The organism is Blastococcus sp. HT6-4 (genome assembly GCF_039679125.1).
GTDB lineage: Bacteria > Actinomycetota > Actinomycetes > Mycobacteriales > Geodermatophilaceae > Blastococcus > Blastococcus montanus.
This window is the reverse complement of the sequence record NZ_CP155551.1, coordinates 3,639,790-3,659,759: the sequence shown is the minus strand read 5'-3', so window position 1 is coordinate 3,659,759 and position 19,970 is coordinate 3,639,790. Positions and strand designations below refer to the sequence as shown.

General features: G+C 75.1%; 21 protein-coding genes. 15 read left to right on the top strand and 6 right to left on the bottom strand.

The window, feature by feature from the left end; all coding sequences use genetic code 11:
• Window positions 1-20 precede the first annotated feature (20 nt).
• Genes ABDB74_RS17415 through ABDB74_RS17405 form a run of 3 tightly spaced genes read right to left on the bottom strand, consistent with a single transcriptional unit; the run spans window position 21 to window position 2,466 of the window.
• Complete coding sequence (locus ABDB74_RS17415; RefSeq protein ID WP_346620021.1) at window positions 21-629, bottom strand: nucleoside triphosphate pyrophosphatase; 609 nt, start codon at window positions 627-629, stop codon at window positions 21-23.
• Window positions 626-841 carry an acyl-CoA carboxylase subunit epsilon gene (locus tag ABDB74_RS17410; RefSeq protein ID WP_346620020.1) on the bottom strand — a complete coding sequence of 72 codons (216 nt, stop codon included), beginning with the start codon at window positions 839-841 and terminating at the stop codon, window positions 626-628. Before ABDB74_RS17410 ends, ABDB74_RS17415 begins: the two co-directional genes overlap by 4 nt.
• Window positions 838-2,466 carry an acyl-CoA carboxylase subunit beta gene (locus tag ABDB74_RS17405; RefSeq protein ID WP_346620019.1) on the bottom strand — a complete coding sequence of 543 codons (1,629 nt, stop codon included), beginning with the start codon at window positions 2,464-2,466 and terminating at the stop codon, window positions 838-840. The genes ABDB74_RS17410 and ABDB74_RS17405 overlap by 4 nt, the downstream gene beginning before the upstream one ends.
• 100 nt (window positions 2,467-2,566) lie before the next feature.
• On the opposite strand from ABDB74_RS17405, the gene ABDB74_RS17400 reads away from it, so the two are divergent.
• The 8 genes from ABDB74_RS17400 to ABDB74_RS17365 all read left to right on the top strand — a co-directional run bounded on the left by ABDB74_RS17400 (window position 2,567) and on the right by ABDB74_RS17365 (window position 12,027).
• Window positions 2,567-3,409, top strand: a complete 843-nt coding sequence (locus ABDB74_RS17400) for a biotin--[acetyl-CoA-carboxylase] ligase (RefSeq protein ID WP_346620018.1) — start codon at window positions 2,567-2,569, stop codon at window positions 3,407-3,409.
• Window positions 3,410-3,440: 31 nt separating this feature from the next.
• On the top strand, window positions 3,441-4,013 hold the full coding sequence (locus ABDB74_RS17395; protein WP_346620017.1) for a PH domain-containing protein: 573 nt from the start codon (window positions 3,441-3,443) through the stop codon (window positions 4,011-4,013).
• Window positions 4,014-4,094: 81 nt separating this feature from the next.
• Entirely contained in the window at window positions 4,095-5,243 is a 1,149-nt protein-coding gene (locus tag ABDB74_RS17390) for an exonuclease SbcCD subunit D C-terminal domain-containing protein (protein WP_346620016.1), read from the top strand.
• Window positions 5,240-8,200 (top strand): SMC family ATPase, encoded by a 2,961-nt coding sequence (locus ABDB74_RS17385; protein WP_346620015.1) that lies wholly within the window; start codon window positions 5,240-5,242, stop codon window positions 8,198-8,200. The genes ABDB74_RS17390 and ABDB74_RS17385 overlap by 4 nt, the downstream gene beginning before the upstream one ends.
• A 211-nt stretch (window positions 8,201-8,411) precedes the next feature.
• Window positions 8,412-9,047 carry a class I SAM-dependent methyltransferase gene (locus ABDB74_RS17380; RefSeq protein WP_346620014.1) on the top strand — a complete coding sequence of 212 codons (636 nt, stop codon included), beginning with the start codon at window positions 8,412-8,414 and terminating at the stop codon, window positions 9,045-9,047.
• A gap of 70 nt (window positions 9,048-9,117) precedes the next feature.
• Complete coding sequence (locus ABDB74_RS17375) at window positions 9,118-10,323, top strand: 5-(carboxyamino)imidazole ribonucleotide synthase (protein ID WP_346620013.1); 1,206 nt, start codon at window positions 9,118-9,120, stop codon at window positions 10,321-10,323.
• Between the two features lie 10 nt (window positions 10,324-10,333).
• Window positions 10,334-10,849: a 5-(carboxyamino)imidazole ribonucleotide mutase gene (purE, locus tag ABDB74_RS17370; RefSeq protein WP_346620012.1), complete on the top strand. Its 516-nt coding sequence runs from the start codon at window positions 10,334-10,336 to the stop codon at window positions 10,847-10,849.
• Window positions 10,850-10,872: 23 nt separating this feature from the next.
• Window positions 10,873-12,027, top strand: a complete 1,155-nt coding sequence (locus ABDB74_RS17365; protein WP_346620011.1) for an acyl-CoA dehydrogenase family protein — start codon at window positions 10,873-10,875, stop codon at window positions 12,025-12,027.
• A 38-nt stretch (window positions 12,028-12,065) separates the two neighbouring features.
• Here ABDB74_RS17365 and ABDB74_RS17360 read toward each other — a convergent pair whose 3' ends face one another.
• Window positions 12,066-12,941 carry a cytochrome c biogenesis protein CcdA gene (locus ABDB74_RS17360; RefSeq protein WP_346620010.1) on the bottom strand — a complete coding sequence of 292 codons (876 nt, stop codon included), beginning with the start codon at window positions 12,939-12,941 and terminating at the stop codon, window positions 12,066-12,068.
• Complete coding sequence (locus tag ABDB74_RS17355) at window positions 12,938-13,531, bottom strand: TlpA disulfide reductase family protein (RefSeq protein ID WP_346620009.1); 594 nt, start codon at window positions 13,529-13,531, stop codon at window positions 12,938-12,940. The genes ABDB74_RS17360 and ABDB74_RS17355 overlap by 4 nt, the downstream gene beginning before the upstream one ends.
• Before the next feature lie 182 nt (window positions 13,532-13,713).
• Between ABDB74_RS17355 and ABDB74_RS17350 the strand changes: the two genes are divergently transcribed.
• The 5 genes from ABDB74_RS17350 (at window position 13,714) to ABDB74_RS17330 (ending at window position 17,023) form a co-directional block, all read left to right on the top strand.
• Window positions 13,714-14,082, top strand: a complete 369-nt coding sequence (locus tag ABDB74_RS17350) for a BlaI/MecI/CopY family transcriptional regulator (RefSeq protein ID WP_346620008.1) — start codon at window positions 13,714-13,716, stop codon at window positions 14,080-14,082.
• Window positions 14,079-15,038: a M56 family metallopeptidase gene (locus ABDB74_RS17345; protein WP_346620007.1), complete on the top strand. Its 960-nt coding sequence runs from the start codon at window positions 14,079-14,081 to the stop codon at window positions 15,036-15,038. Before ABDB74_RS17350 ends, ABDB74_RS17345 begins: the two co-directional genes overlap by 4 nt.
• Window positions 15,039-15,152: 114 nt before the next feature.
• Entirely contained in the window at window positions 15,153-16,055 is a 903-nt protein-coding gene (locus tag ABDB74_RS17340) for a F510_1955 family glycosylhydrolase (protein ID WP_346620006.1), read from the top strand.
• 216 nt (window positions 16,056-16,271) lie between these two features.
• Window positions 16,272-16,643, top strand: a complete 372-nt coding sequence (locus tag ABDB74_RS17335) for a TlpA disulfide reductase family protein (protein WP_346620005.1) — start codon at window positions 16,272-16,274, stop codon at window positions 16,641-16,643.
• Between the two features lie 134 nt (window positions 16,644-16,777).
• Entirely contained in the window at window positions 16,778-17,023 is a 246-nt protein-coding gene (locus tag ABDB74_RS17330) for a hypothetical protein (RefSeq protein ID WP_346620004.1), read from the top strand.
• 32 nt (window positions 17,024-17,055) lie between these two features.
• Here the strand turns inward: ABDB74_RS17330 and ABDB74_RS17325 are convergent, their stop codons facing one another.
• Window positions 17,056-17,784 (bottom strand): SCO family protein, encoded by a 729-nt coding sequence (locus ABDB74_RS17325; RefSeq protein WP_346620003.1) that lies wholly within the window; start codon window positions 17,782-17,784, stop codon window positions 17,056-17,058.
• Window positions 17,785-17,979: 195 nt separating this feature from the next.
• On the opposite strand from ABDB74_RS17325, the gene ABDB74_RS17320 reads away from it, so the two are divergent.
• Both ABDB74_RS17320 and ABDB74_RS17315 read left to right on the top strand, forming a co-directional pair.
• Window positions 17,980-19,617 carry a class I SAM-dependent methyltransferase gene (locus ABDB74_RS17320; protein WP_346620002.1) on the top strand — a complete coding sequence of 546 codons (1,638 nt, stop codon included), beginning with the start codon at window positions 17,980-17,982 and terminating at the stop codon, window positions 19,615-19,617.
• The gene (locus tag ABDB74_RS17315; RefSeq protein WP_346620001.1) at window positions 19,614-19,967 is read left to right on the top strand and encodes a DUF6752 domain-containing protein; all 354 of its coding nucleotides are present in this window, start codon (window positions 19,614-19,616) and stop codon (window positions 19,965-19,967) included. The genes ABDB74_RS17320 and ABDB74_RS17315 overlap by 4 nt, the downstream gene beginning before the upstream one ends.
• The last annotated feature ends 3 nt before the right edge of the window (window positions 19,968-19,970 follow it).

Genomic DNA, 19,970 nt, shown 5'->3' with positions numbered 1-19,970 from the left:
GGTCCCGGGCGCCCCGTCGTTCAGCGGCGCCAGAGCTCGGTGATGGCGAGCCCGCGCTTGCCCAGCTGGGTCCGGAGGACCGTCAGCGAGAGCCCCACCACGGCGGCCGGGTCGCCCTCGACGCGGCGCACGAAGGGCGCACCGAGCCCGTCGAGGGTGAACGCGCCCGCCACGGCCAGCGGCTCACCCGTGGCGAGGTAGGCCTCCACCTCCGGCGGTGTGGGCGTGGCGAAGTAGACGACGGTGGAGGCCACCGCGATGTCCCGGCTGACCACCGCGCCGTCCCGGACGTCGAACAGCGCCTGCCCGGTGTGCAGGACGCCCGAGCGCCCGGCCATCCGACGCCATCGATCGCGGGCCTCGGCGGCGTCGGCCGGCTTGCCCTGCGGCTTCCCGCCGAACTCCAGCAGCGAGTCCGCGCCGATGACCAGGGCGTCGGTCTCCCGCTTGGCGACGTCCGCGGCCTTGGCGGCGGCCAGCAGGGCGACCGTCTCGGCGACGCGCGGTGCGGAGTGGGCCGACTCGTCCACGTCGCTGACCACGACCTCGGGCGAGAGGCCGGCCTGGCGGAGCAGGGAGAGCCGGGCCGGCGACGCCGAGGCCAGCACCAGCCGGCGGTGCGCGGTCACGCGAACCGCCCCGCGGCCCGCCAGCCACCGGGGCCGGTGCGGAGGGCACCCCGGTGCGCGTCGCCGTAGGACGCCCAGGCGCCGACCGGCGTGGGGCGGCGGCGGGTGCGGCGCTGCGACATCGTGGCGACGACGACGGTCAGCGCCGCGAGCTCCTCGGCCGTCGGCTCGCCCCTGACGACGCGCAGCAGCGGACGGACGTCCTCGCTCACAGCGGGATGTTCCCGTGCTTCTTGGGCGGCAGGGTCTGGCGCTTGTTCGCCAGCACCCGCAGCGCCTTGGTCACCTGCACGCGGGTCTGCGACGGCGGGATGACCGCGTCGACGTACCCGCGGTCGGCGGCGATGTAGGGGTTGGCGAGGGTGTCCTCGTACTCCGCGATCAGCTCCGCCCGGCGGGCCTCCGGGTCGTCGGCGGCGGCGAGCTCCTTGCGGTAGAGGATGCCGACCGCGCCCTGCGCCCCGACGACGGCGATCTGCGCGGTCGGCCAGGCCAGGTTCACGTCCGCGCCCAGGTGCTTGGAGCCCATGACGTCGTAGGCGCCGCCGTAGGCCTTGCGGGTGATGACGGTGACCTTCGGGACGGTGGCCTCGGCGTAGGCGTAGATGAGCTTGGCGCCGCGGCGGATGATGCCCTCCCACTCCTGGGAGGTGCCCGGGAGGAAGCCGGGGACGTCGACGAACGTGAGCACCGGGATGTTGAAGGCGTCGCAGGTGCGCACGAACCGGGCGGCCTTCTCGCTGGCGTCGATGTCCAGCGTGCCGGCGAACTGGGTCGGCTGGTTGGCCACGACGCCGACCGGCCGCCCCTCGACGCGGCCGTAGCCGATCAGGATGTTCGGCGCGAACAGCGGCTGCACCTCGAGGAACTCGCCGTCGTCGAGCACGTGCTCGATGACGGCGTGCATGTCGTAGGGCGTGTTCGGCGAGTCGGGGATGAACGTGTCGAGCTCGAGGTCGGAGTCGGTGAGGGCGCCGGGCAGCACGACGTCGGCCGGGGGCACGTCGAGCGCCGGCAGCGGGTCCAGGTTGTTGCTCGGCAGGTAGGACAGCAGCGCCTTGACGTAGTCGAGCGCGTCGGTCTCGTCCTCGGCCAGGTAGTGCGCGACCCCGGACTTGGTGTTGTGCGTCCGTGCGCCGCCGAGCTCCTCGAGCGTGACGTCCTCGCCGGTGACCGTCTTCACGACGTCGGGTCCGGTGATGAACATCTGGCTGGTCTTGTCGACCATCACGATGAAGTCGGTGAGGGCGGGGGAGTAGACGTGTCCGCCCGCGGCCGCCCCCATGACCAGGGAGATCTGCGGGATCACGCCGGAGGCGTGCACGTTGCGCCGGAAGATCTCCCCGTACAGGCCGAGGGAGACCACGCCCTCCTGGATCCGCGCGCCGCCACCTTCGTTGATGCCGACGAGGGGGCAGCCGTTCGCGATGGCGAAGTCCTGGACCTTGACGATCTTCTCGCCGTACACCTCTCCGAGGCTGCCGCCGAAGACGGTGACGTCCTGGGAGAAGATCGCGATCGGCCGGCCGTCGACCGTGCCGTACCCGGTGACGACGCCGTCCCCGAAGGGGCGCTTGGCGGCCATGCCGAAGTTGGTGGAGCGGTGCCGGGCGAACTCGTCGAACTCGGTGAACGAGCCCGGGTCGAGCAGGGCCTCGATCCGCTCGCGGGCGGTCATCTTCCCCGCGGCGTGCTGCTTCTCGACGGCACGCTCCGAGCCGGCGTGGACGGCTTCCTCGACGCGCCGCCGGAAGTCGGCGAGCTTCCCGGCGGTCGTGTGGATGTCGACGTCGTCGGGGACGTGCTCCCCGGCGTTCTCGAGTTCGGCGGCGCTCACGCGGGCGGTCTCCTCGGTGGGGCTGGTCGGCCGCGGCGGTGCGGCACGGCTGCGCTCAGGCGTGACCCGGGGACCCGGTCACGGGCCGTAGCGTAAAGGAGTGCCCGACACGCCCTCGTCCCGATGGTCGGATCTGGACCGTCCCCGACTCGACGCCGCCGCCCTGGAGGCGGCGCTCACCCGCGACAGCGACCTGTGGCGGTCGGTGGAGGTGGCGCCCGAGCTCGGTTCCACGAACGCCGAGCTGGTGGAGCGGGCCGGCCGCGACGACGCCCCGGAGGGCACGGTGCTGGTGGCCGAGCACCAGGTGACCGGGCGCGGGCGGCTGGACCGGGTCTGGACGTCCCCGCCGCGGGCCGGGATCACGGTGTCGTTCCTGCTCCGTCCCGACGTGCCCTCCGCCCGGCGCGGATGGCTGCCGCTGCTGACCGGGGTGGCGCTGGCCGAGTCGGTGCGCGAGGTCACCGGCGTCCTGGCCTCCGTGAAGTGGCCCAACGACCTGCTGGCCCGGGACGGGCGCAAGCTGGCCGGGATCCTGGCCCAGAGCGCCGGCGGCGCTGTCGTCGTGGGGGTCGGGCTCAACGTGTCGACGACGGCCGCCGAGCTGCCGGACACCGGCACCTCGCTGTCGGTCGTCACCGGCGCGACGGTCGACCGGGGCCCGGTGCTGCTGGCCTTCCTGCGGGCGGTCGAGCGGCGGTACCGGGGCTGGGTCGAGGCGATGGGTGACCCGGTGGTCTCCCGGCTCGCGCGGGACTACCTGGCCTGGTCGTCGACGATCGGCAGCACCGTGGAGGTGACGCTCCCCGACGGCTCGGCGCTGGTGGGGACGGCGCGGGCGATCGACTGGGACGGCCGGCTGGTCGTCGACGGGCCGGAGGGGACCGTGGAGCTGGCCAGCGGCGACGTCCGACACGTCCGGACACGCGCCGGGGAGCGCTGACGGAGCAGGTCGCCTGCGTCATCCTGGCGGGGTGCCCTACCCGGACAAGCTGCTCGCCGATGACGAAGAGGTCGTACGCCACCTGCACCCGCACTGGCTGACGGTCCTGCGACCGGTCGTCGTCCTCCTGCTGGTCGTGGGTGGCGTCTCCTTCGGGGCCGCCCTCGTGCCGGCCGGCCCGCAGCAGGGGATGATCCGGCTCGGGCTCGTCCTGGTGGCGGCGCTGGTGCTGCTGGTGCTCGTCGTCGTCCCGCTGCTGCGCTGGCGGTCGACGCACTACGTCGTCACCACCCACCGGCTGCTCTTCCGCGAGGGGATCCTCGCCCGCCGGGGCCGCGACCTCGGGCTGTCGCGGATCACCGACGTCTCCTACACCCAGACGCTGTGGGAGCGGGTCGTCGGGTCGGGCACGGTCACGATCGAGACCGCCGGCGACAGCGGCGCGACCGTGCTGCGGCGGATCCCCGACAGCGACGGCGTGCAGCAGCTGCTCAACCACATGATCGAGGAGGACGCCGACCGGCGGGCGCAGGAGAACGCCGGCTACATGCGCGGCGACGACGGCTCCGCGCCCGGCGGCTGGTACTCGACGGCGGTCCTCTGACCGTCGCGGGACCGCATGTGACGGGTCCGTCACGGCGCGCCTGAGCGGTTCTGTCGTACCCCCTCCCTACGTTCTGCGCTCATGCGGCTGCTGCACACCTCCGACTGGCACATCGGCCGCACCCTGCACGGCACCGACCTGCTGGCCGAGCAGGAGGCGGTGCTCGGCGGGCTGGCCGCGGTGGTCGCCGAGGAACGGGTCGACGTCGTGGTCGTGGCCGGCGACGTCTACGACCGGGCGGTCCCGTCCGCGGACGCGACCGGCGTCCTCGACCGGGTGATCGGGCGGCTGCTGGCCACCGGCGCCCGCGTCGTCCTCACGCCGGGCAACCACGACTCCGCCCGCCGGCTGGGCACCTTCTCGGGCCTGCTCAGCGCCGCCGGGCTGCACGTCCGGGCGGTGACCGCGCGTCTGGACGAGCCCGTGCTGCTGGCCGACGAGCACGGCGAGGTGGCGATCTACGGCATCCCGTTCCTGGAGCCCGAGGTGGCCCGGCACGAGCTCGCCGTCCCCGGGGCGCGCGGGCACGAGGCGGTGCTGCAGGAGGCGATGGACCGGGTACGGGCCGACCTCTTCCTCCGGCCGGGGGCGCGCTCGGTGGTGCTGGCGCACGCCTTCGTCGGCGGCGGGGTGGCCAGCGACAGCGAGCGCGACATCTGCGTCGGCGGGGTCGACCTGGTGCCCGGCCGGATCTTCGACGGCGTCGACTACGTGGCGCTCGGGCACCTGCACCGTCCCCAGACGCTCAGCCCGCGGTTGCGCTACAGCGGGTCGCCGCTGGCCTACTCCTTCGGCGAGGCGGGCCAGCAGAAGCAGGCCTGGCTGGTCGATCTGGACGCCGGCGGACTGGCCGGGGTGCGCGCCCTGCCGCTGCCCACCCCGCGTGCGCTCAGCGTGCTCACCGGCACCCTCGACGAACTGCTCGCCGACCCCGCCCACGCCGCGGCCGAGGAGCACTTCGTCTCCGCGCGGCTCACCGATCCGGTCCGCCCGGCCGATCCCATGCGCCGGCTGCAGGCCCGGTTCCCCTTCTGCGTGCACCTGGACTGGGCCGGTGCCGGGGCGACGGCCGAGGCGGGGAGCTACCAGGAACGCATGCGGGGGCGCAGCGCCCTGGACGTCGCGGGGGAGTTCGTCAGCCACGTGCGCGGGGTGCCGGCCAGCCCGGCCGAACGGGAACTGCTCGCCCGGGCCCTCGGTGCCGCCGATCGCGCCGAGGCGGCGCGATGAGGCTGCACCACCTGTCGGTCACCGCCTTCGGGCCCTTCGCCGACACCGTGGCGGTCGACCTGGACGAGGTCGGCCGGGACGGGCTCTTCCTGTTGTGGGGCCCGACCGGCGCGGGCAAGACCACCCTGCTCGACGCGGTGGTCTTCGCCCTCTACGGGCGGGTGCCCGGTGCCCGCGGCGAGGAGAAACGGCTGCGCAGCGACCACGCCGACGCCGCCACCCGGACCGAGGTCACCTGCGAGCTCACCCTCGGCGACGAGCGGCTGCGCGTCGTCCGCCGGCCGGAGCAGCAGCGGCCGAAGAAGCGCGGCGAGGGCTGGGCGACCGAGCAGGCGAAGCTGGTGCTCTCCCGCCTCACCGACGGCGGCTGGGAGCCGGTCAGCACGCGCATCGACGAGGGGTCCGAGCACCTGCGCACCCGGCTCGGGCTCGACGTCCACCAGTTCTGCCAGGTGGTCCTGCTGCCACAGGGCGACTTCGCGCGCTTCCTGCGGGCCGAGCCGGAGCACCGCGCGGAGCTCCTGCGCACCCTCTTCGACGTCGACCGGTTCGCCCGCGCCGAGGACTGGCTGGCCGAGGAGCGCGCCGCGGCCCGGGAGCGGACGGCCGCCCACCGGGCGCAGCTGAGCACCCTGCTGGCGCGGGTGGCCCAGATCGCCGAGGTGGAGGTCCCCGAGGAGCTGGCTCCCGAGCTGGCCGGGGCGGCGCCGGGCGCACGCGTGGTCCCGTGGGTCGAGGAGGTCCGCGCGACGGCGGCCCGCCGGCTGGCGGCCGCGACCACGCAGGCCGACGACGCCGCGGCGGAGGTGGCCACGGTCGACGCCGCGCTGGCCGCCGCCCGCGCCCTGGAGGAGCGGCACACCCGCCGCGACCAGGCCGTGCGCGGGCTGACCGCCCTGGAGCAGCGGGAGTCGGACCTCACACCGGTGCGCGCCGAGCGGGACGCCGGCCGGCGGGCCGAACCACTGCGCGACGTCCTCCGGTCCGCCGGGGCGGCCGCGCTGGCCGCCGAGCGGGCGTCGGATGCGCTGACGGCGGCGGTCGCCGGCTGGACGCCGGTGTCCGGGGGGCGGGACGCGAGCACGACGGTCGCCCGCGAGCTGCGCGACCAGGCGGCCGAGGCCCGCGCGCTGCTGCCGGAGGTCGAGCGCGCCGCTGCGCTCGAACGGTCGCTGGCCGCGCTGGACCGGGACGTCGACGAGCTGACCGAGCGGTGCGCGGCGGGGGAGCGGGCGGTGGCCGGGTTCCCCGGCCGGCTGGCCGAGCAGGAGGACCGCGTCGCGCGGGCGCGCGCCGCCGCCGCCGAGCTGCCGGCGCTGCGTGCCGCCCTCGACGCCGCGGCGGCCGCACTGGCGGCCGGACGGGCGGCCGAGGCGCTGGACGGGCAGCTGACCGGGTTGCGGGAGGACGCGAGGTCGCGTCGGGAGGCCTGGGCGGACGCCCGCGAGCACTGGCTCGACCTGCGCGGCCGGCGGCTCGACGGGATGGCCGCCGAGCTCGCGGCCGGGCTCGCCGACGGCGAGGACTGCCCGGTCTGCGGCGCGACCGAGCACCCCCGTCCCGCGGCGCACGTCGGGGCACGCGTGACGGCGGCCGACGAGGACGCCGCCCGGGCGCGCGCCGACGCGGAGGAGGCCGCGCACGCCGGAGCAGCCGCACGGGTCGAGGCGGCCGAGCGGGAGCTCGCCGGGCTGCGTGCCCGCGCCGGTGACCTGGACGTGGCCGCGCAGGCGGAGCGGGTCGCCGAGCTCACCGCCCGGGTCCGGGACACCGGGGAGCCGGCCGCCGGGCTGGCGGCCGCCGAGGCGGAGCTGCAGCGGCTGGCCGACGAGCGGGAGGCGGCCGTCACCCGGCTGGCCGCCGACCGCGAGGACCGGCGCGCCCGGGGCGCCGAGCGCGACGCCCGGGCGGCCGGGCTGGCGGAGCTGACCGCTCGGCTGGCGACCGCACGGGGCGAGGATGCAGCGCTCGCCGACCGGGTCGCCCGGCTGACCGCGGTGGCGGACGCGTGCGAGCTCGTCGTCACCGCGGAGACCGACGAGCTGCGCGCCCGCGCGCTCGCCGACAGCGCCCGCCGGGTGGCCGAGGAACGGGCGGAGGCCGCCGGCTTCGACGACGTCCTCGCCGCGGCGGACGCCCTGCTCGAGCCCGGCCGGCTGGCCCGGCTGGACCGGGAGCTCGACGAGCACGACCAGCGCCGGGCGCTCCTGCGCGACCGGCTGGCCGACCCGGAGCTGGCCGACCTGCCCCCCCGGCCCGACATCGCCGCGCTGGAGGACCGCTGCGCGGGCGGGACCCGCCGGCGGGAGGATGCGGTCGCCGCGCTGCAGCAGGCGCGCCGCTGCACGGCCGCGCTGGCCGATCTCGTGGGGCGGGTCACCGCCGCGGAGCTGCAGCTGGCCGAGCTGCGCGACTGGACCGACCAGGTCACCGCGCTCGCCGACCTGGCTCACGGCCGCGGTGCGAACGCGCGCCGCATGCGGCTGCAGTCCTTCGTCCTCGCCGCCCGTCTGGAGCAGGTGGCCGAGGTGGCCAGCCGGCGGCTGCTGGACATGTCCGGGGGCCGCTACACCTTCCTGCACAGCGACGCCCAGGGCCGCCACGGCGCCCGCGGTGGCTTGGGGCTCGACGTCTTCGACGAGTACACGGGCATGCGGCGCCCGACCAAGACGCTCTCGGGGGGTGAGAGCTTCATGGCGTCGCTGGCACTGGCGCTGGGGCTCGCCGATGTGGTCACCGCGGAGACCGGCGGCGTCCGGATCGACACGCTGTTCGTCGACGAGGGGTTCGGCACCCTCGACGCGCAGGCGCTGGATGCGGTGATGACGGTGCTGGACGAACTCCGCCGCGGCGGGCGCACGGTGGGTGTGATCAGCCACCTCGAGGAGCTGCGCACCCGCATTCCCACGCGGCTCGAGGTCATCGCCGGCAGGAACGGTTCCCGACTCGCCGGCTGACCCTCGCGATCACGCTGAGTAGACAAGTCGACACGCAGACGGTCGAAAAGGCGTCCTACAGGTGTCCGGTGACGTAACGTTGCGGGTAGCCGCGGTGAAGGAGAACTCCCACCCGGTGTCCGGAGGGTGAGGCCAGGGAGCGCCACGCCTCTCGCCCGCCGTACCCGATCTCGCGGGTGGCGGCACGAAAGCTGATGCGGAGAGTGCACCGATGCGCAACGACCACTGGCAGTCCTTCTACAGCGGCCCCGCGTCGGAGCGGGTCCCCCTGGAGGAGTCGACCTTCGCCCGCTGGGTCACCGAGCGCACGGACGGCCAGCTGCCGATCATCGACGTCGGCTTCGGTACCGCCCGGGATGCCCGCTTCTTCGCCATGAAGGACCACGAGGTCGTCGGGATCGACTACGCCGCCGCCGCCGTGGAAGCCGCCGGCCGGCGGTCCGAGGAGGAGGGCTGGGGCGCGCGGTTCCACGTCGTCGACCTGTCCGACGAGCGGTCGGTGGCCGGCTTCGCCGCCGGCCTCGACTGGAGCCGCGGGTGGAACCTCTACGCGCGCTTCCTGGTGCACGCCATCACCGACGAGGCGCGCGGCAACCTCTGGACGCTCCTGGCCCGGGTCGTCTCGGCCGGCGGCCAGGGCTGGCTCGAGTTCCGCACCGACAAGGACGCGGCCGCCGACAAGGTCTTCGGGGAGCACTACCGGCAGTACCTCCCGGTGGCTCTGGTCGCCGATGAGCTGGCCGATCGCGGGCTGTCGGTGCTCGAGCAGATCGAGAGCCAGGGCCTGGCCCCGCACAAGGGCGAGGACCCGTGGGTGGCCCGCCTGCGGATCGGCTCCGCCGCCTGATGGCTCGCTGCCCCGCGCTGCCGATGCCGGCGGGGCACCACGCCCGGGCGTCCGGCTAGCCTTCGACATCGTGCCTGCCGCCCTGGATCCGCGAACCGGTCTGCCCGTCGTCGCCGTGGTCGGAGGTGGCCAGCTCGCCCGCATGACCCACCAGGCCGCGGTCGCGCTGGGGCAGTCGCTGCGGGTGCTGTCCGCCGGTCCCGACGAATCGGCGGCCCTCGTGACCGCCGACGTCCGGATCGGCGACCACCGCGACCTGGACGCCCTGCGGACGCTGGCCGACGGCGCCACGGTGGTCACCTTCGACCACGAGCACGTGCCCACCGAGCACCTGCGCACACTGGTCGAGGAGGGCACCCGCGTCGCCCCCGGCCCGGAGGCACTCGTCCACGCGCAGGACAAGCTGGTGCTGCGCCGCGCGCTCGCGGAGGCCGGGGAGCCGCAGCCGGCCTGGGCGGAGGTCCGGACGGCGGCCGACGTCGCCGCCTTCGCCGGGGCGCACGGCTGGCCCGTGGTGCTCAAGACCCCGCGCGGTGGCTACGACGGCAAGGGCGTCTTCGTCGTCCGGGACGCCGAGGAGGCGGCCGAGCTGGTGGGGCGGCACGGCACGCTACTGGCCGAGGAGCGGGTGGCGATGGTCCGCGAGCTCTCGGCGCAGGTCGCCCGGTCGCCGTTCGGCCAGGTGGCGGTGTGGCCGGTGGTGGAGACGGTGCAGCGCGACGGCGTCTGCGCCGAGGTGTTCGCCCCCGCCCCCGGGCTGCCCGACGAGCTGGCCACCGCGGCTCAGGAGCTCGCCGTCCGCATCGCCGACCGGCTCGGTGTCGTCGGCATGCTCGCCGTCGAGCTGTTCCAGACCGCGGACGGCGTGCTGGTCAACGAGCTGGCCATGCGCCCGCACAACTCGGGGCACTGGACGATCGAGGGCGCGCGCACCAGCCAGTTCGAGCAGCACCTGCGGGCCGTCCTCGACTACCCGCTCGGCTCCACGGCGATGACCGCCCCGGTGGTGGTGATGGCCAACGTCCTCGGCGGGGCGGCCGCGGCGGAGGGGTGGCAGGGGCCGCCCCTCGACGAGCGCATGCACCACCTCATGGCGCACTGGCCCGACGTGAAGCTGCACTGGTACGGCAAGGGCCAGCGGCCCGGCCGCAAGCTCGGACACGTCACCGCGCTCGGGGACGACCTGGCCGAGGTCCGGGCGCGGGCGGTGGCCGCGGCCCGCTACCTGGCCGACGGCGTCGTGGACCCGGCGTTCGCCTTCGACCACGACCACTGAGGAGCACGGCATGAGCGTCCCGAGCCACCCCGTCGTCGGCGTCGTGATGGGCAGCGACTCGGACTGGCCGATGATGCAGCCGGCCGCCGAGGCGCTGGCCGAGTTCGGCATCGGCTACGAGGCGCACGTCGTCTCGGCCCACCGCACCCCGCGCCGCATGCTCGACTACGCCGAGGGCGCCGCCGCCCGGGGCCTGCGGGTCATCATCGCGGGGGCCGGGGGAGCGGCGCACCTGCCCGGCATGGTCGCCGCCGCCACCCCGCTGCCGGTCATCGGCGTGCCGCGGCCGCTGGACCGGCTGGACGGGCTCGACAGCCTGCTGTCGATCGTGCAGATGCCGGCCGGGGTGCCGGTGGCCACGGTCGGCATCGGCGGCGGCCGGAACGCCGGGCTGCTGGCCGTGCGGATCCTCGCCGCGGCGGACCCGGAGCTCCGCGGCCGGGTCGAACGCTTCCAGGCCGAGCTCGCCGAGAGCGTGGTGGCCCGCGACCTCACCCTCCAGGAGCGCCTCGCTACCGGCGGGTAGTCGGACGTCCTACGATCGGGGGCGTGGGTACGAACAGCGGGCTGTACGCCTTGACCGAGGAGCACGAGGCGATCCGGGCGGCGGTGCGCGACATCGCCGAGCGGGAGATCGCCCCCTACGCCGCCGAGGTGGACGCCGACTCGCGCTACCCGATCGAGGCCCAGAAGGCCCTCACCGCGGCCGGCTTCCACGCCACGCACATCCCCGAGGAGTACGGGGGCGAGGGCGCGGACGCCATCGCCACCTGCATCGTCATCGAGGAGGTCGCGCGGGTCGATGCGAGCGCCTCGCTCATCCCGGCGGTCAACAAGCTCGGCTCGATGCCGATCATCCTGTCCGGGTCCGAGGGCGTGAAGCGCGCGGTGCTGCCGTCGATCGCCTCCGGTGAGGCGATGATCAGCTACGGGCTGTCCGAGCGCGAGGCCGGCTCCGACGCCGCCGCGATGAAGACCCGCGCCCGCCTCGAGGGCGAGACCTGGGTGCTCAACGGCACCAAGGCCTGGATCACCAACTCCGGTGTGTCCGAGTGGTACACGGTCATGGCCGTCACCGACCCGGAGAAGGGTGCCAACGGCATCTCCGCGTTCGCCGTCCACCGCGACGACCCGGGCTTCGCCGTCGGCCCGAAGGAACGGAAGATGGGCATCAAGGGCTCGCCGACCTGCGAGCTGTACCTCACCGACTGCACCATCCCGGCCGACCGGATCATCGGTGCGCCCGGTACGGGCTTCAAGACGGCGCTGCGCACCCTGGACTTCACCCGCCCGACCATCGGAGCCCAGGCCGTCGGCATCGCCCAGGGTGCGCTCGACGCCGCCGTGGCCTACGTCAAGGAACGCACGCAGTTCGGGACGTCGATCGGTTCGTTCCAGGGCGTGCAGTTCATGCTCGCCGACATGGACATGAAGATCGAGGCGGCCCGCCACCTCGTCTACGTGGCCGCGGCCGCCGGCGAGCAGGGCCGCCCCGACGTCACCCGCGTGTCGGCCTCGGCCAAGGCCTTCGCCTCCGACGTGGCGATGCAGGTGACCACCGACGCCGTCCAGCTGTTCGGCGGGGCGGGCTACACGCAGGACTTCCCGGTCGAGCGGATGATGCGCGACGCCAAGATCACCCAGATCTACGAGGGCACCAACCAGGTCCAGCGCATGGTGATCGCCCGCAGCCTGCTGAAGTAGTCCGTCGACCCGCGTCTCCACCCTTCGTGCGGCGGCGGCTACAGGATCGACGTGCCCAGTCCGGTGGCGCCCAGCCAGGCCCGCAGCCAGATCATCAGTGCGTCCCACCAGCCGGTCAGCAGCAGGATCCCCAGGGCGATCATCAGGCCCCCGCCGATCCGCATGACCGTGGGAGCGTGCCGGCGGGCCAGTGCGGAGAAGGCCAGGGCGCGCCGGGCGCCGAGGGCCACGAGGACGAACGGGACCCCGAGCCCGAGGCAGTAGGCGAGGGCGAGGACGGCGCCGCGGCCGGCCGAGGCCTGGGTGTAGGCCAGGGTGTTCACCGCGGCCAGCGTCGGGCCCAGGCAGGGCGTCCAGCCGAGACCGAACACGACGCCGAGGACGGGGGCGCCGGCCAGGCCGGCCGGGGGCCGGTGGTGGATGCGGCGTTCGCGCATCAGCCACGGGATCGCGCCGAGGAACGACAGCCCCATCGCGATCACGACGACGCCGGCGACCCGGGTGAGCACCGGGGACCACTCCAGCAGCAGCCGGCCCAGGCCGCCGAAGAGCGCGCCGAAGGAGACGAAGACCGCGCTGAACCCGGCGATGAACAGCAGGGACCCGGCCAGCACCCGGCCGCGACCGGCAGTTGCCGACGCCGCCGGCGGTGAGGGAGCGGTGCCGGCCTCGGCGGGGCAACCGGCCGACGTCGTACCGGCGGGGCCGCCACCGGCAGCCTGCGGAACCCGGGCCGCACCGGCGGTGACCTGCGAGCCGGCGAGCCCGGCGACGTAGCTGACGTAGCCGGGGATCAGCGGCAGGCAGCAGGGCGAGGCGAAGCTGATCAGCCCGACCAGCGCGGCCACGGCGACGGCCAGCAGCAGCGAGCCGTCGGTGACGATGCCGGCGAAGGTCGCCGCGAGCTCGCTCACGCCCGGTCCTCGGCCAGCAGCAGCTCGACGGCGGTGCGCAGGTCCTCCCCGTGGACCTGACCGGTGTGGACGGCGGCGACCCTGCCGTCGCGGTCGAGCAGGATGGTGGAGGGGACCACGTTGGCCGGGAATCCGCGGAAGGCCATCGCGACCTCACCGCGGGGATCGAACACCGACGGGTACGCCGCCCCGAGCTGCTCGGCGAAGGCGACGGCGAGTTGGCGCTGATCCTTGACGTCGATGCCGAGGAACTGCACCCCGCGGTCGGCGACGTCGCCGTGCACGGCCTGGAACTCCGGGGTCTCCACCCGGCACGGCACGCACCAGGACCCCCAGAAGTTGATCACGGCGACGTCCCCGGCCAGGGAGGAGGAGTCGAACGGAGTGCCGTCGAGCAGCTCGCCGGAGAAGGCCGGCGCCGGTGCCCGCTGGTCCTCGGCGAGCACCGTCGCCGTCGGCGTGGGTTCCGTGAACTCGTACTCCAGGCGGCCGCCGGCGGCCTCGTTCCCGCCGGTGGAGCAGCCGGCCAGCGCCCCGGCGGCTGCGCCGGCGGCGAGCAGCAGGGTCCGGCGGCTGAACGGCCGGCTCATCGACGTACCGCCGCGGTGCGGCCCGGACGGCGGCGGCCGGCTGTACGACTGAGCTGCTTCCTCGCCACCGCCCTACTATGACAGGTAGGAGTGGTGGTCTACTATCGGGTGTAGTGCTCCGTCGTGGCGTCCTCCACTACCGCCGCTAGTACTGTGGCACGGAGGGGACGAGGAGGTGGCGGGTGCGCCCGTTCGGTGAGCTGGAAGCCGTCGTGATGGACGTGCTGTGGCGCCGCGGGGCGGCGGCGACCGTCCGCGAGGTGCTCGCCGAGCTGACCGCGTCCCGCGTACTCGCCTACACCACCGTGATGACGGTGATGGACAACCTGCACCGCAAGGGTGCCCTCAGCCGGGAGATGGAAGGCCGGGCCTGGCGGTACCGCCCCACCCGGACCCGCGCGGAGCACTCCGCGGCGATGCTGCAGGACGTGCTGAGCGCGGCCGGGGATCGCGACGAGGTGCTCATGCACTTCGTCGCCGACCTCGACGCCGACGCGGTGGCCAGCCTGCGGACCGCGGTGGAGGCGGCCCGGCAGGCGCAGACGTCGTGACCACCACCGTCGCGCTGCTGGGGTTCGCCGCGACGCTGGTGGCGCTGGCTCCGCGGGCGCTCGGTGCCGGCTGGGCCGACCGGTCCCCGCGGCTGGCGGTCGCCGCCTGGCAGGCGGCGTCGGCCGGTGCGCTCGTGTCCGTGGTGCTCGCCGGCCTGGCGCTGCTGGTGCCGGCCGGTGCGGTCGCCGACGGCCTGGCATCGGTCCTCGACGCCTGCGCGGCGACCATCGCCGCCGTCTACCGGTCGCCCGGGCAGCTGGCCGCCGTGCTCGCCGGCGTCCTGCTGTCGGGCGGGGTGTCCCTGCGGCTGGGCTGGGTCGCCGCCCGCAGCCGGCTGCGCGACCAGCGGGAGCGGCGCCGACTGCGGGCGAGCCTCCTGGTCGGTGCCCGCCGCGAACGGTCGCTGGGGGCGGTGGTGCTGGACTCCGACCACGCCGCCGCCTTCTGCCTGCCGGGGCGGCGCCGATCCGTCGTGGTGACCACCGCGGCCCTCCGCACGCTCTCCGTCCAGGAGCTCGCCGCCGTGCTGGCCCACGAGCGGGCCCATCTGCGCGGCCGTCATCACCTGGCCGTCGGCGCCGCCCGGGTCCTGGACCGGGCCTTCCCCCGGGTGCCCCTCTTCTCCCGGGGCCGGGTGGAGACCGAGCGGCTCGTCGAGCTGCTGGCCGACGACGCCGCCGCCCGGCGGGTGAGCCGCGTCGAGGTCGCCTCCGCGCTGGTCACCCTCGCCGGGATGCGCGCCCCCGCCCCGGCGCTGGCCGCCGCGCAGGGAGCCGGCGTGCACCGGGTGACACGGCTGCTCCGGCCGGTCGCCCCTCTGAGGCCCGTGCACCGGATCGCCGCGTCGGCGGCGGCGGTGCTGGTGGTGGCCGGGCCGGTGGCACTGGCCGCCTGGCCGCTGGTGTCCGCGGTCTCCAGCGGGCTGTGCGTCCTCCCCGGAGCCGACTGGAGCTGAGCTCCGACTCCGCCGGACGGTCTACTATTCGTCGTAGTACGTCCGTCCGGTCTCTGTGGGGAGCTCATGTCAGCGTCCGTCCTGCCGTCCCGATCCGCCCGGCCCGTTCGCGGGGTGGCCGGTCGTCCGCGGCGACGTCGGGTGCTGGTCGGCGCCGCCGCGTCGGGAGCGCTGCTGCTCGCCGGGTGCGGCGCCGACGCAGCCGGCGGCGACCAGGCCGCCGCTGACGGCGAGACCCACAGCCACGACGACGGCACCCGCGCCCACCCGGACGACGTGACCCTCGAGCACGTGCACGGGCTGGGCGTCGACCCGGCCGACGACGCCCTGTACGCCGGCACCCACTACGGGCTGGTGCGCATCACGCCGGGCGGGGAGCTGACCCGCATCGCCGACCGGGTGCAGGACTTCATGGGCTTCACCGTCGTCGGCCCCGGGCACTACCTGGCCAGCGGCCATCCCGGCGCCGGCCAGGAGGGCCCGGGCAACCTGGGCCTGCTCGAGAGCACCGACGGTGGGGAGACCTGGGAGACGCTGTCACTGGCCGGGGAGGCCGACTTCCACGCCCTGGACGCCGCGAGCGGCATGATCTACGGCTACAGCGGGGGCCGGCTCATGGTCAGCGAGGACGGCGTCGAGTGGGCCGATCGCGGCCAGATGCGAATCGCCGACCTGGCCGCGGATCCGACCGAGCCGCAGCGGGTCCTGGCCACCACGGAGGCCGGCCTGGTGGTCAGCGAGGACGCCGGGAGGAACGTCAGCGCCGTCGCCGGCGCCCCGCTGCTGGTGCTGGTGGACATCGCCGCCGACGGTGGCACGGCAGCCGGGGTCGCTCCGGACGGGACGGTGTTCGTGAGCACCGACGGCGGGCGGACCTGGGCCGAGCGCGGCAGCGCAGGTGGAGCTCCGGAGGCGCTGACCGTGGACGGGGAGGAGGTCTACGTCGCCGTCGACGGTGCGGTCCTGGCTTCCACCGACGGCGGGCGGACCTTCACCGAGCTGTACCGGGAGTCCTGATGCCGGCGCGGCTGGCAGCCGGGCTCCTCACGGTCGCCCTGCTGGCCGGCTGTGCGGCCACCGAGCCGACCGCGTCCACGGCAGGGACCGGACCGGTGGCCGCCGAGGCGGCTCCCCCCCGCGCCGGCCTGCGAGCAGCTGCCCGAGGACGTCGCGCCGGCCGGCGCGGACGCCCTGCCGCCGCTCACCCTGCCCTGCCTGGGGCCGGGCCCGGACGTGGCGCTGGACCGGCTGACCGGCCGTCCGACCCTGGTCAACCTGTGGGCGACCTGGTGCGGCCCGTGCCGGGAGGAGATGCCGCTGCTGCAGGAGGCCTACGCCCACCACGGCGAGCAGGTCCGGTTCCTGGGTGTGGACGTGCAGGACGCCCCCGACGCTGCCCGCTGGTTCCTCGACGAGCACGGCGTCGACTACCCGCACGCCGTCGACGCCGACGGCGAGCTGCTGCGCCTGCTGGGCGTCCGGGGACTGCCGGTGACCCTCGCCCTCGACGCCGACGGCCGCGTCGTCGACCGGGTGGTCGGTCAGCTGACCTCCGCGGAGCTGCAGCGCCTGATCGACGCCCTCCTCCGCTCGGGGGGTGCATGAGCGTGCCCCGGCCCGGCCGGAGCGTGACCTCTTCGGGGAGCGCGCCCCACGACTGACCGCCCCGCCGACAGCCGGTGGGGGACGCGCGGCAGGGCAGCCGAGGGTGCCCCGCCGACCGGACGAAGGAGCAACTGATGGGCCACGACGGCGGGATGATGGACGGCGGGATGATGGGCGGCTGGATGCTGTTCTGGGCCCTGGTCGGCGTCGCCCTGCTGGTGATCGCGGTCCTTGCGGCCATCCGGCTGGTCAGGCGCCGCCCGACGGCCCGGCCGGACGAGGCCGCCGGTGCGCAGGAGGTGCTGCGCCGCCGATACGCCGCCGGCGAGATCGATCGCGACGAGTACGTCCGGATGCAGCGCGACCTGTCCGGAGGCTGACGGCGACCGGCCCGAGGGAGGGGTGGCCCCGCTCAGCCGGCGGTGGCCAGCCGGGTGAGGTCCTCGGCGTACTGGTCCGGGGTGGTTCCGCCGGTGTAGATCACCGCCCGGCCCCCGGGACCCCAGGCGTAGACCGTTCCCGCGTGGTCGACCCCGTAGTCGCCGTGGCTGTGCCCGTTCCCGTGCTGCCCGTCGCCCTCCGCGGCGTGCGCGCCGCCCTCGTGCGGGTGGACGATCGCTGTCGACGGGTCGGCCACCTGGGCGCTCTCGGGCAGGTACAGCTCCCGCAGCGCCGCCGCGGTGGCCTCGGTGCCGCCGATGAGCCCGGTGAACTCCGGGTCGAACCGGTCCAGCCACTCCCGCAGCGCCTCCGGGGTGTCCCGCGCCGGGTCCTCGGTCACGAACACCACCTGCACCCGGTCACGGATCCCGGGGGCGAGCACGTCCCGCGCCAGCGCGAGGTCGGCCATCGTGGTCGGGCACAGGTCCGGGCAGTGGGTGTAGCCGAAGAAGAGCAGCGTGATCTCGTCCTCGGGGCGGTTCCCGAGGTCGAACGGGTCTCCGGTGGTGGTCGGCAGCGTCAGGTCCGGACGGGGCTGGGGCCGCTGCATCAGCGTGCCGTGGAAGCCGTCGTCCTGCGTCGCGACGCGGACTCCGCCCGCGTCGGCCGGTGCGGTGGCGTCCTGGCCGCATCCCGTCAGCAGCAACCCGCCGACCAGGATGGCGGACCCGAGGGCTGCTTGGCCTGGAACTGCTCGCATGGGACCTCCTGGGCACCGGCCGGCCGGGTTCGGCATCGCCACGATCTCCTATCGGTCATCGTAGGCTCGTGCCGATCCGGCCGATCTCCCCAGGGCGCGGTCGGTGAGCAGGGTCCCGACCGAGGTCGCCCGCCCCTAGACTCGGCGTCCAGCCTCGGTCCGTGCCCGTCCGGGGCCGAGGGGACCTGGCGACGGGTGCCCGCGGACGTCCCCGGAACCGACGAGGAGAGACCGATCCTCCAGCTGTGGCCCACTCCGTCCGGCCTCTTCTACCGCATCGACGGGCCCGGCGCCGAGGTGCTCGACGTCGATCTCGACGGCCGGCGCGTCTTCTCCTTCCGGGCAGCGCCTGCCGGGGACGTGCCCGACGACGTGCCGGCCGAGCTGCGGTACTCCGGGCACGGGCCGGGTGACCTGCGCTTCGAGCCGTGGCCGCCGGCCCTGCGTCCCCGGCTCCAGGGCACCTTCCGCGTGCAGCTGCGGGTCAGCGGCGCGGAGGACGGGCCGGAGGCGACCGTGAGCCTGGACGGCGGGCGCGGGCCGCTGGAGCTGGTCGACCACTACGGCCGCCCGCTGGTGGTCAACAAGTGGGGCCGCCTCGGGCAGGCCTTCGCCGACGCCGCCCCCGGGATGGTCGACCGGATGCTCGACCACATGACCGCCATCCGCGAGCTGCTGGAGTCCGAGCTCGGGCCGGTCGTCTACGTCACCTGCGGCACGCTCCTCGGTCCGGTCCGCGAGGGGCGTCTGCTCCCGCACGACGACGACGCGGACCTGGCCTACCTCAGCCGCCACGAGCACCCCGCGGACGTCGCGCTGGAGAGCTTCGCCGTCGGTCGGCTGCTCAGCGCCGCCGGCTACGAGGTGGTCCGGCTGTCCGTCGGGCACCTCCAGGTCGTCTTCTCCCACGAGGGCCGGCCCGACCACTACGTCGACGTCTTCCCCGGGTTCGTGCTCGGTGAGCACTGGTTGCAGCACTTCATGGTCCGCACCCCGGCCCGCCGGGAGGACCTGCTGCCGCCGAGCACGGTGGAGGTGGCCGGCCGGCAGGAGCCGGCGCCCCGGGACCAGGAGTTGGTGCTGCGGGCGGTGTACGGCGAGGGCTGGCGGACGCCGGACCCCGCCTTCGCCTTCCGGGTGCCCGAGAGCACCGGGGAGCGGTTCTACGGCTGGTTCGCCGACTACAACGTCGAGCGCGAGCAGTGGGACGACCTGGTCCTGCTCGCACCGCCCGGTGAGTTCGGGCACGACCGGGAGCCGAGCGCCTTCGCTCGCTGCGTGCACGAGCGCACGCCGGCCGACAGCGCCGTCCTGGAGCTGGGCAGCGGTGTCGGGACGGACGCCCTCGCGCTGGCCTCCCTCGGCCGCACCGTCCGCGCCTACGACTTCTCCCGGTACGCCGTCGCAGAAGCACGGTCCCGCCTGGCCGGTGCCGACCTGCCGGTCACCTTCGAGGTGCAGAACCTGCTGGACGTGCGCACGGTCGTCCGGCTCGGGGCGGAGCTCGCCGCGGCCCCGGAGAGCTGGACGGTCATGGGCCGGCGGCTGCTCAACGCGGTCGAGGACCGCGGGCGGGACAACCTGTTCCGCCTCTGCTGGATGCTGCTGCGCCCCTCCGGCCGGGCCTTCTTCGACCTCGTCGCCGACCACGGCTACGCGGGCATCCCGCCCTACCGCCACCTCGCCGTCGAGCAGGTGGCGGCCGAGGCCGGCCGGCACCGGCTCGTCCTCGAGGAGGTCGAGTCCCGGCTCGAGCCGCTGCGCTGGTTCGGCGCCGCCGAGGAGCAGATCGTCCCCATGTACCGCCTGACCTTCCGACGGAGGCCCCGATGAGCCAGCACCCGCAGCCGCGTCCGCAGTCCAACCGCGCGGTCCGGGCCGTCCGGCGGGCCCTGGCCCCCGCGGCGCTGGAGCTGCCCGAGCAGGTCGACCGGCTGAGCGAGGAGAACGCCCGGCTGAGCGAGCAGGCCGACGACCTGCGGGGACGGCTGCGTGACGCCGAGGGGCGCCTCGCCGAGTTCGAACGCCAGGTCGCCGAGCTGCGCGAAGGGCTGCACGAGTCCCGCCGGCTGAACCTGCGGATCGCCGAGCTGACCGACCTCGTGACCGAGCTGGTGCTGCCGCTGCACGACCGCGAGATCGATCCGGCCGTGCTGGCCCGGCTGCGTCCGGACACCGTCTGAGCA

What these genes read in the sequence shown, in the direction of transcription:
- ABDB74_RS17390 (WP_346620016.1), top strand. Translation starts at nt 4,095, where the DNA reads ATGCGGCTGCTGCACACCTCCGACTGGCACATCGGCCGCACCCTGCAC.
- ABDB74_RS17380 (WP_346620014.1), top strand. Translation starts at nt 8,412, where the DNA reads ATGCGCAACGACCACTGGCAGTCCTTCTACAGCGGCCCCGCGTCGGAG.
- ABDB74_RS17330 (WP_346620004.1), top strand. Translation starts at nt 16,778, where the DNA reads ATGGGCCACGACGGCGGGATGATGGACGGCGGGATGATGGGCGGCTGG.
- ABDB74_RS17315 (WP_346620001.1), top strand. Translation starts at nt 19,614, where the DNA reads ATGAGCCAGCACCCGCAGCCGCGTCCGCAGTCCAACCGCGCGGTCCGG.
- purE (WP_346620012.1), top strand. Translation starts at nt 10,334, where the DNA reads ATGAGCGTCCCGAGCCACCCCGTCGTCGGCGTCGTGATGGGCAGCGAC.
- ABDB74_RS17325 (WP_346620003.1), bottom strand. Translation starts at nt 17,784, where the DNA reads ATGCGAGCAGTTCCAGGCCAAGCAGCCCTCGGGTCCGCCATCCTGGTC.
- ABDB74_RS17355 (WP_346620009.1), bottom strand. Translation starts at nt 13,531, where the DNA reads ATGAGCCGGCCGTTCAGCCGCCGGACCCTGCTGCTCGCCGCCGGCGCA.
- ABDB74_RS17385 (WP_346620015.1), top strand. Translation starts at nt 5,240, where the DNA reads ATGAGGCTGCACCACCTGTCGGTCACCGCCTTCGGGCCCTTCGCCGAC.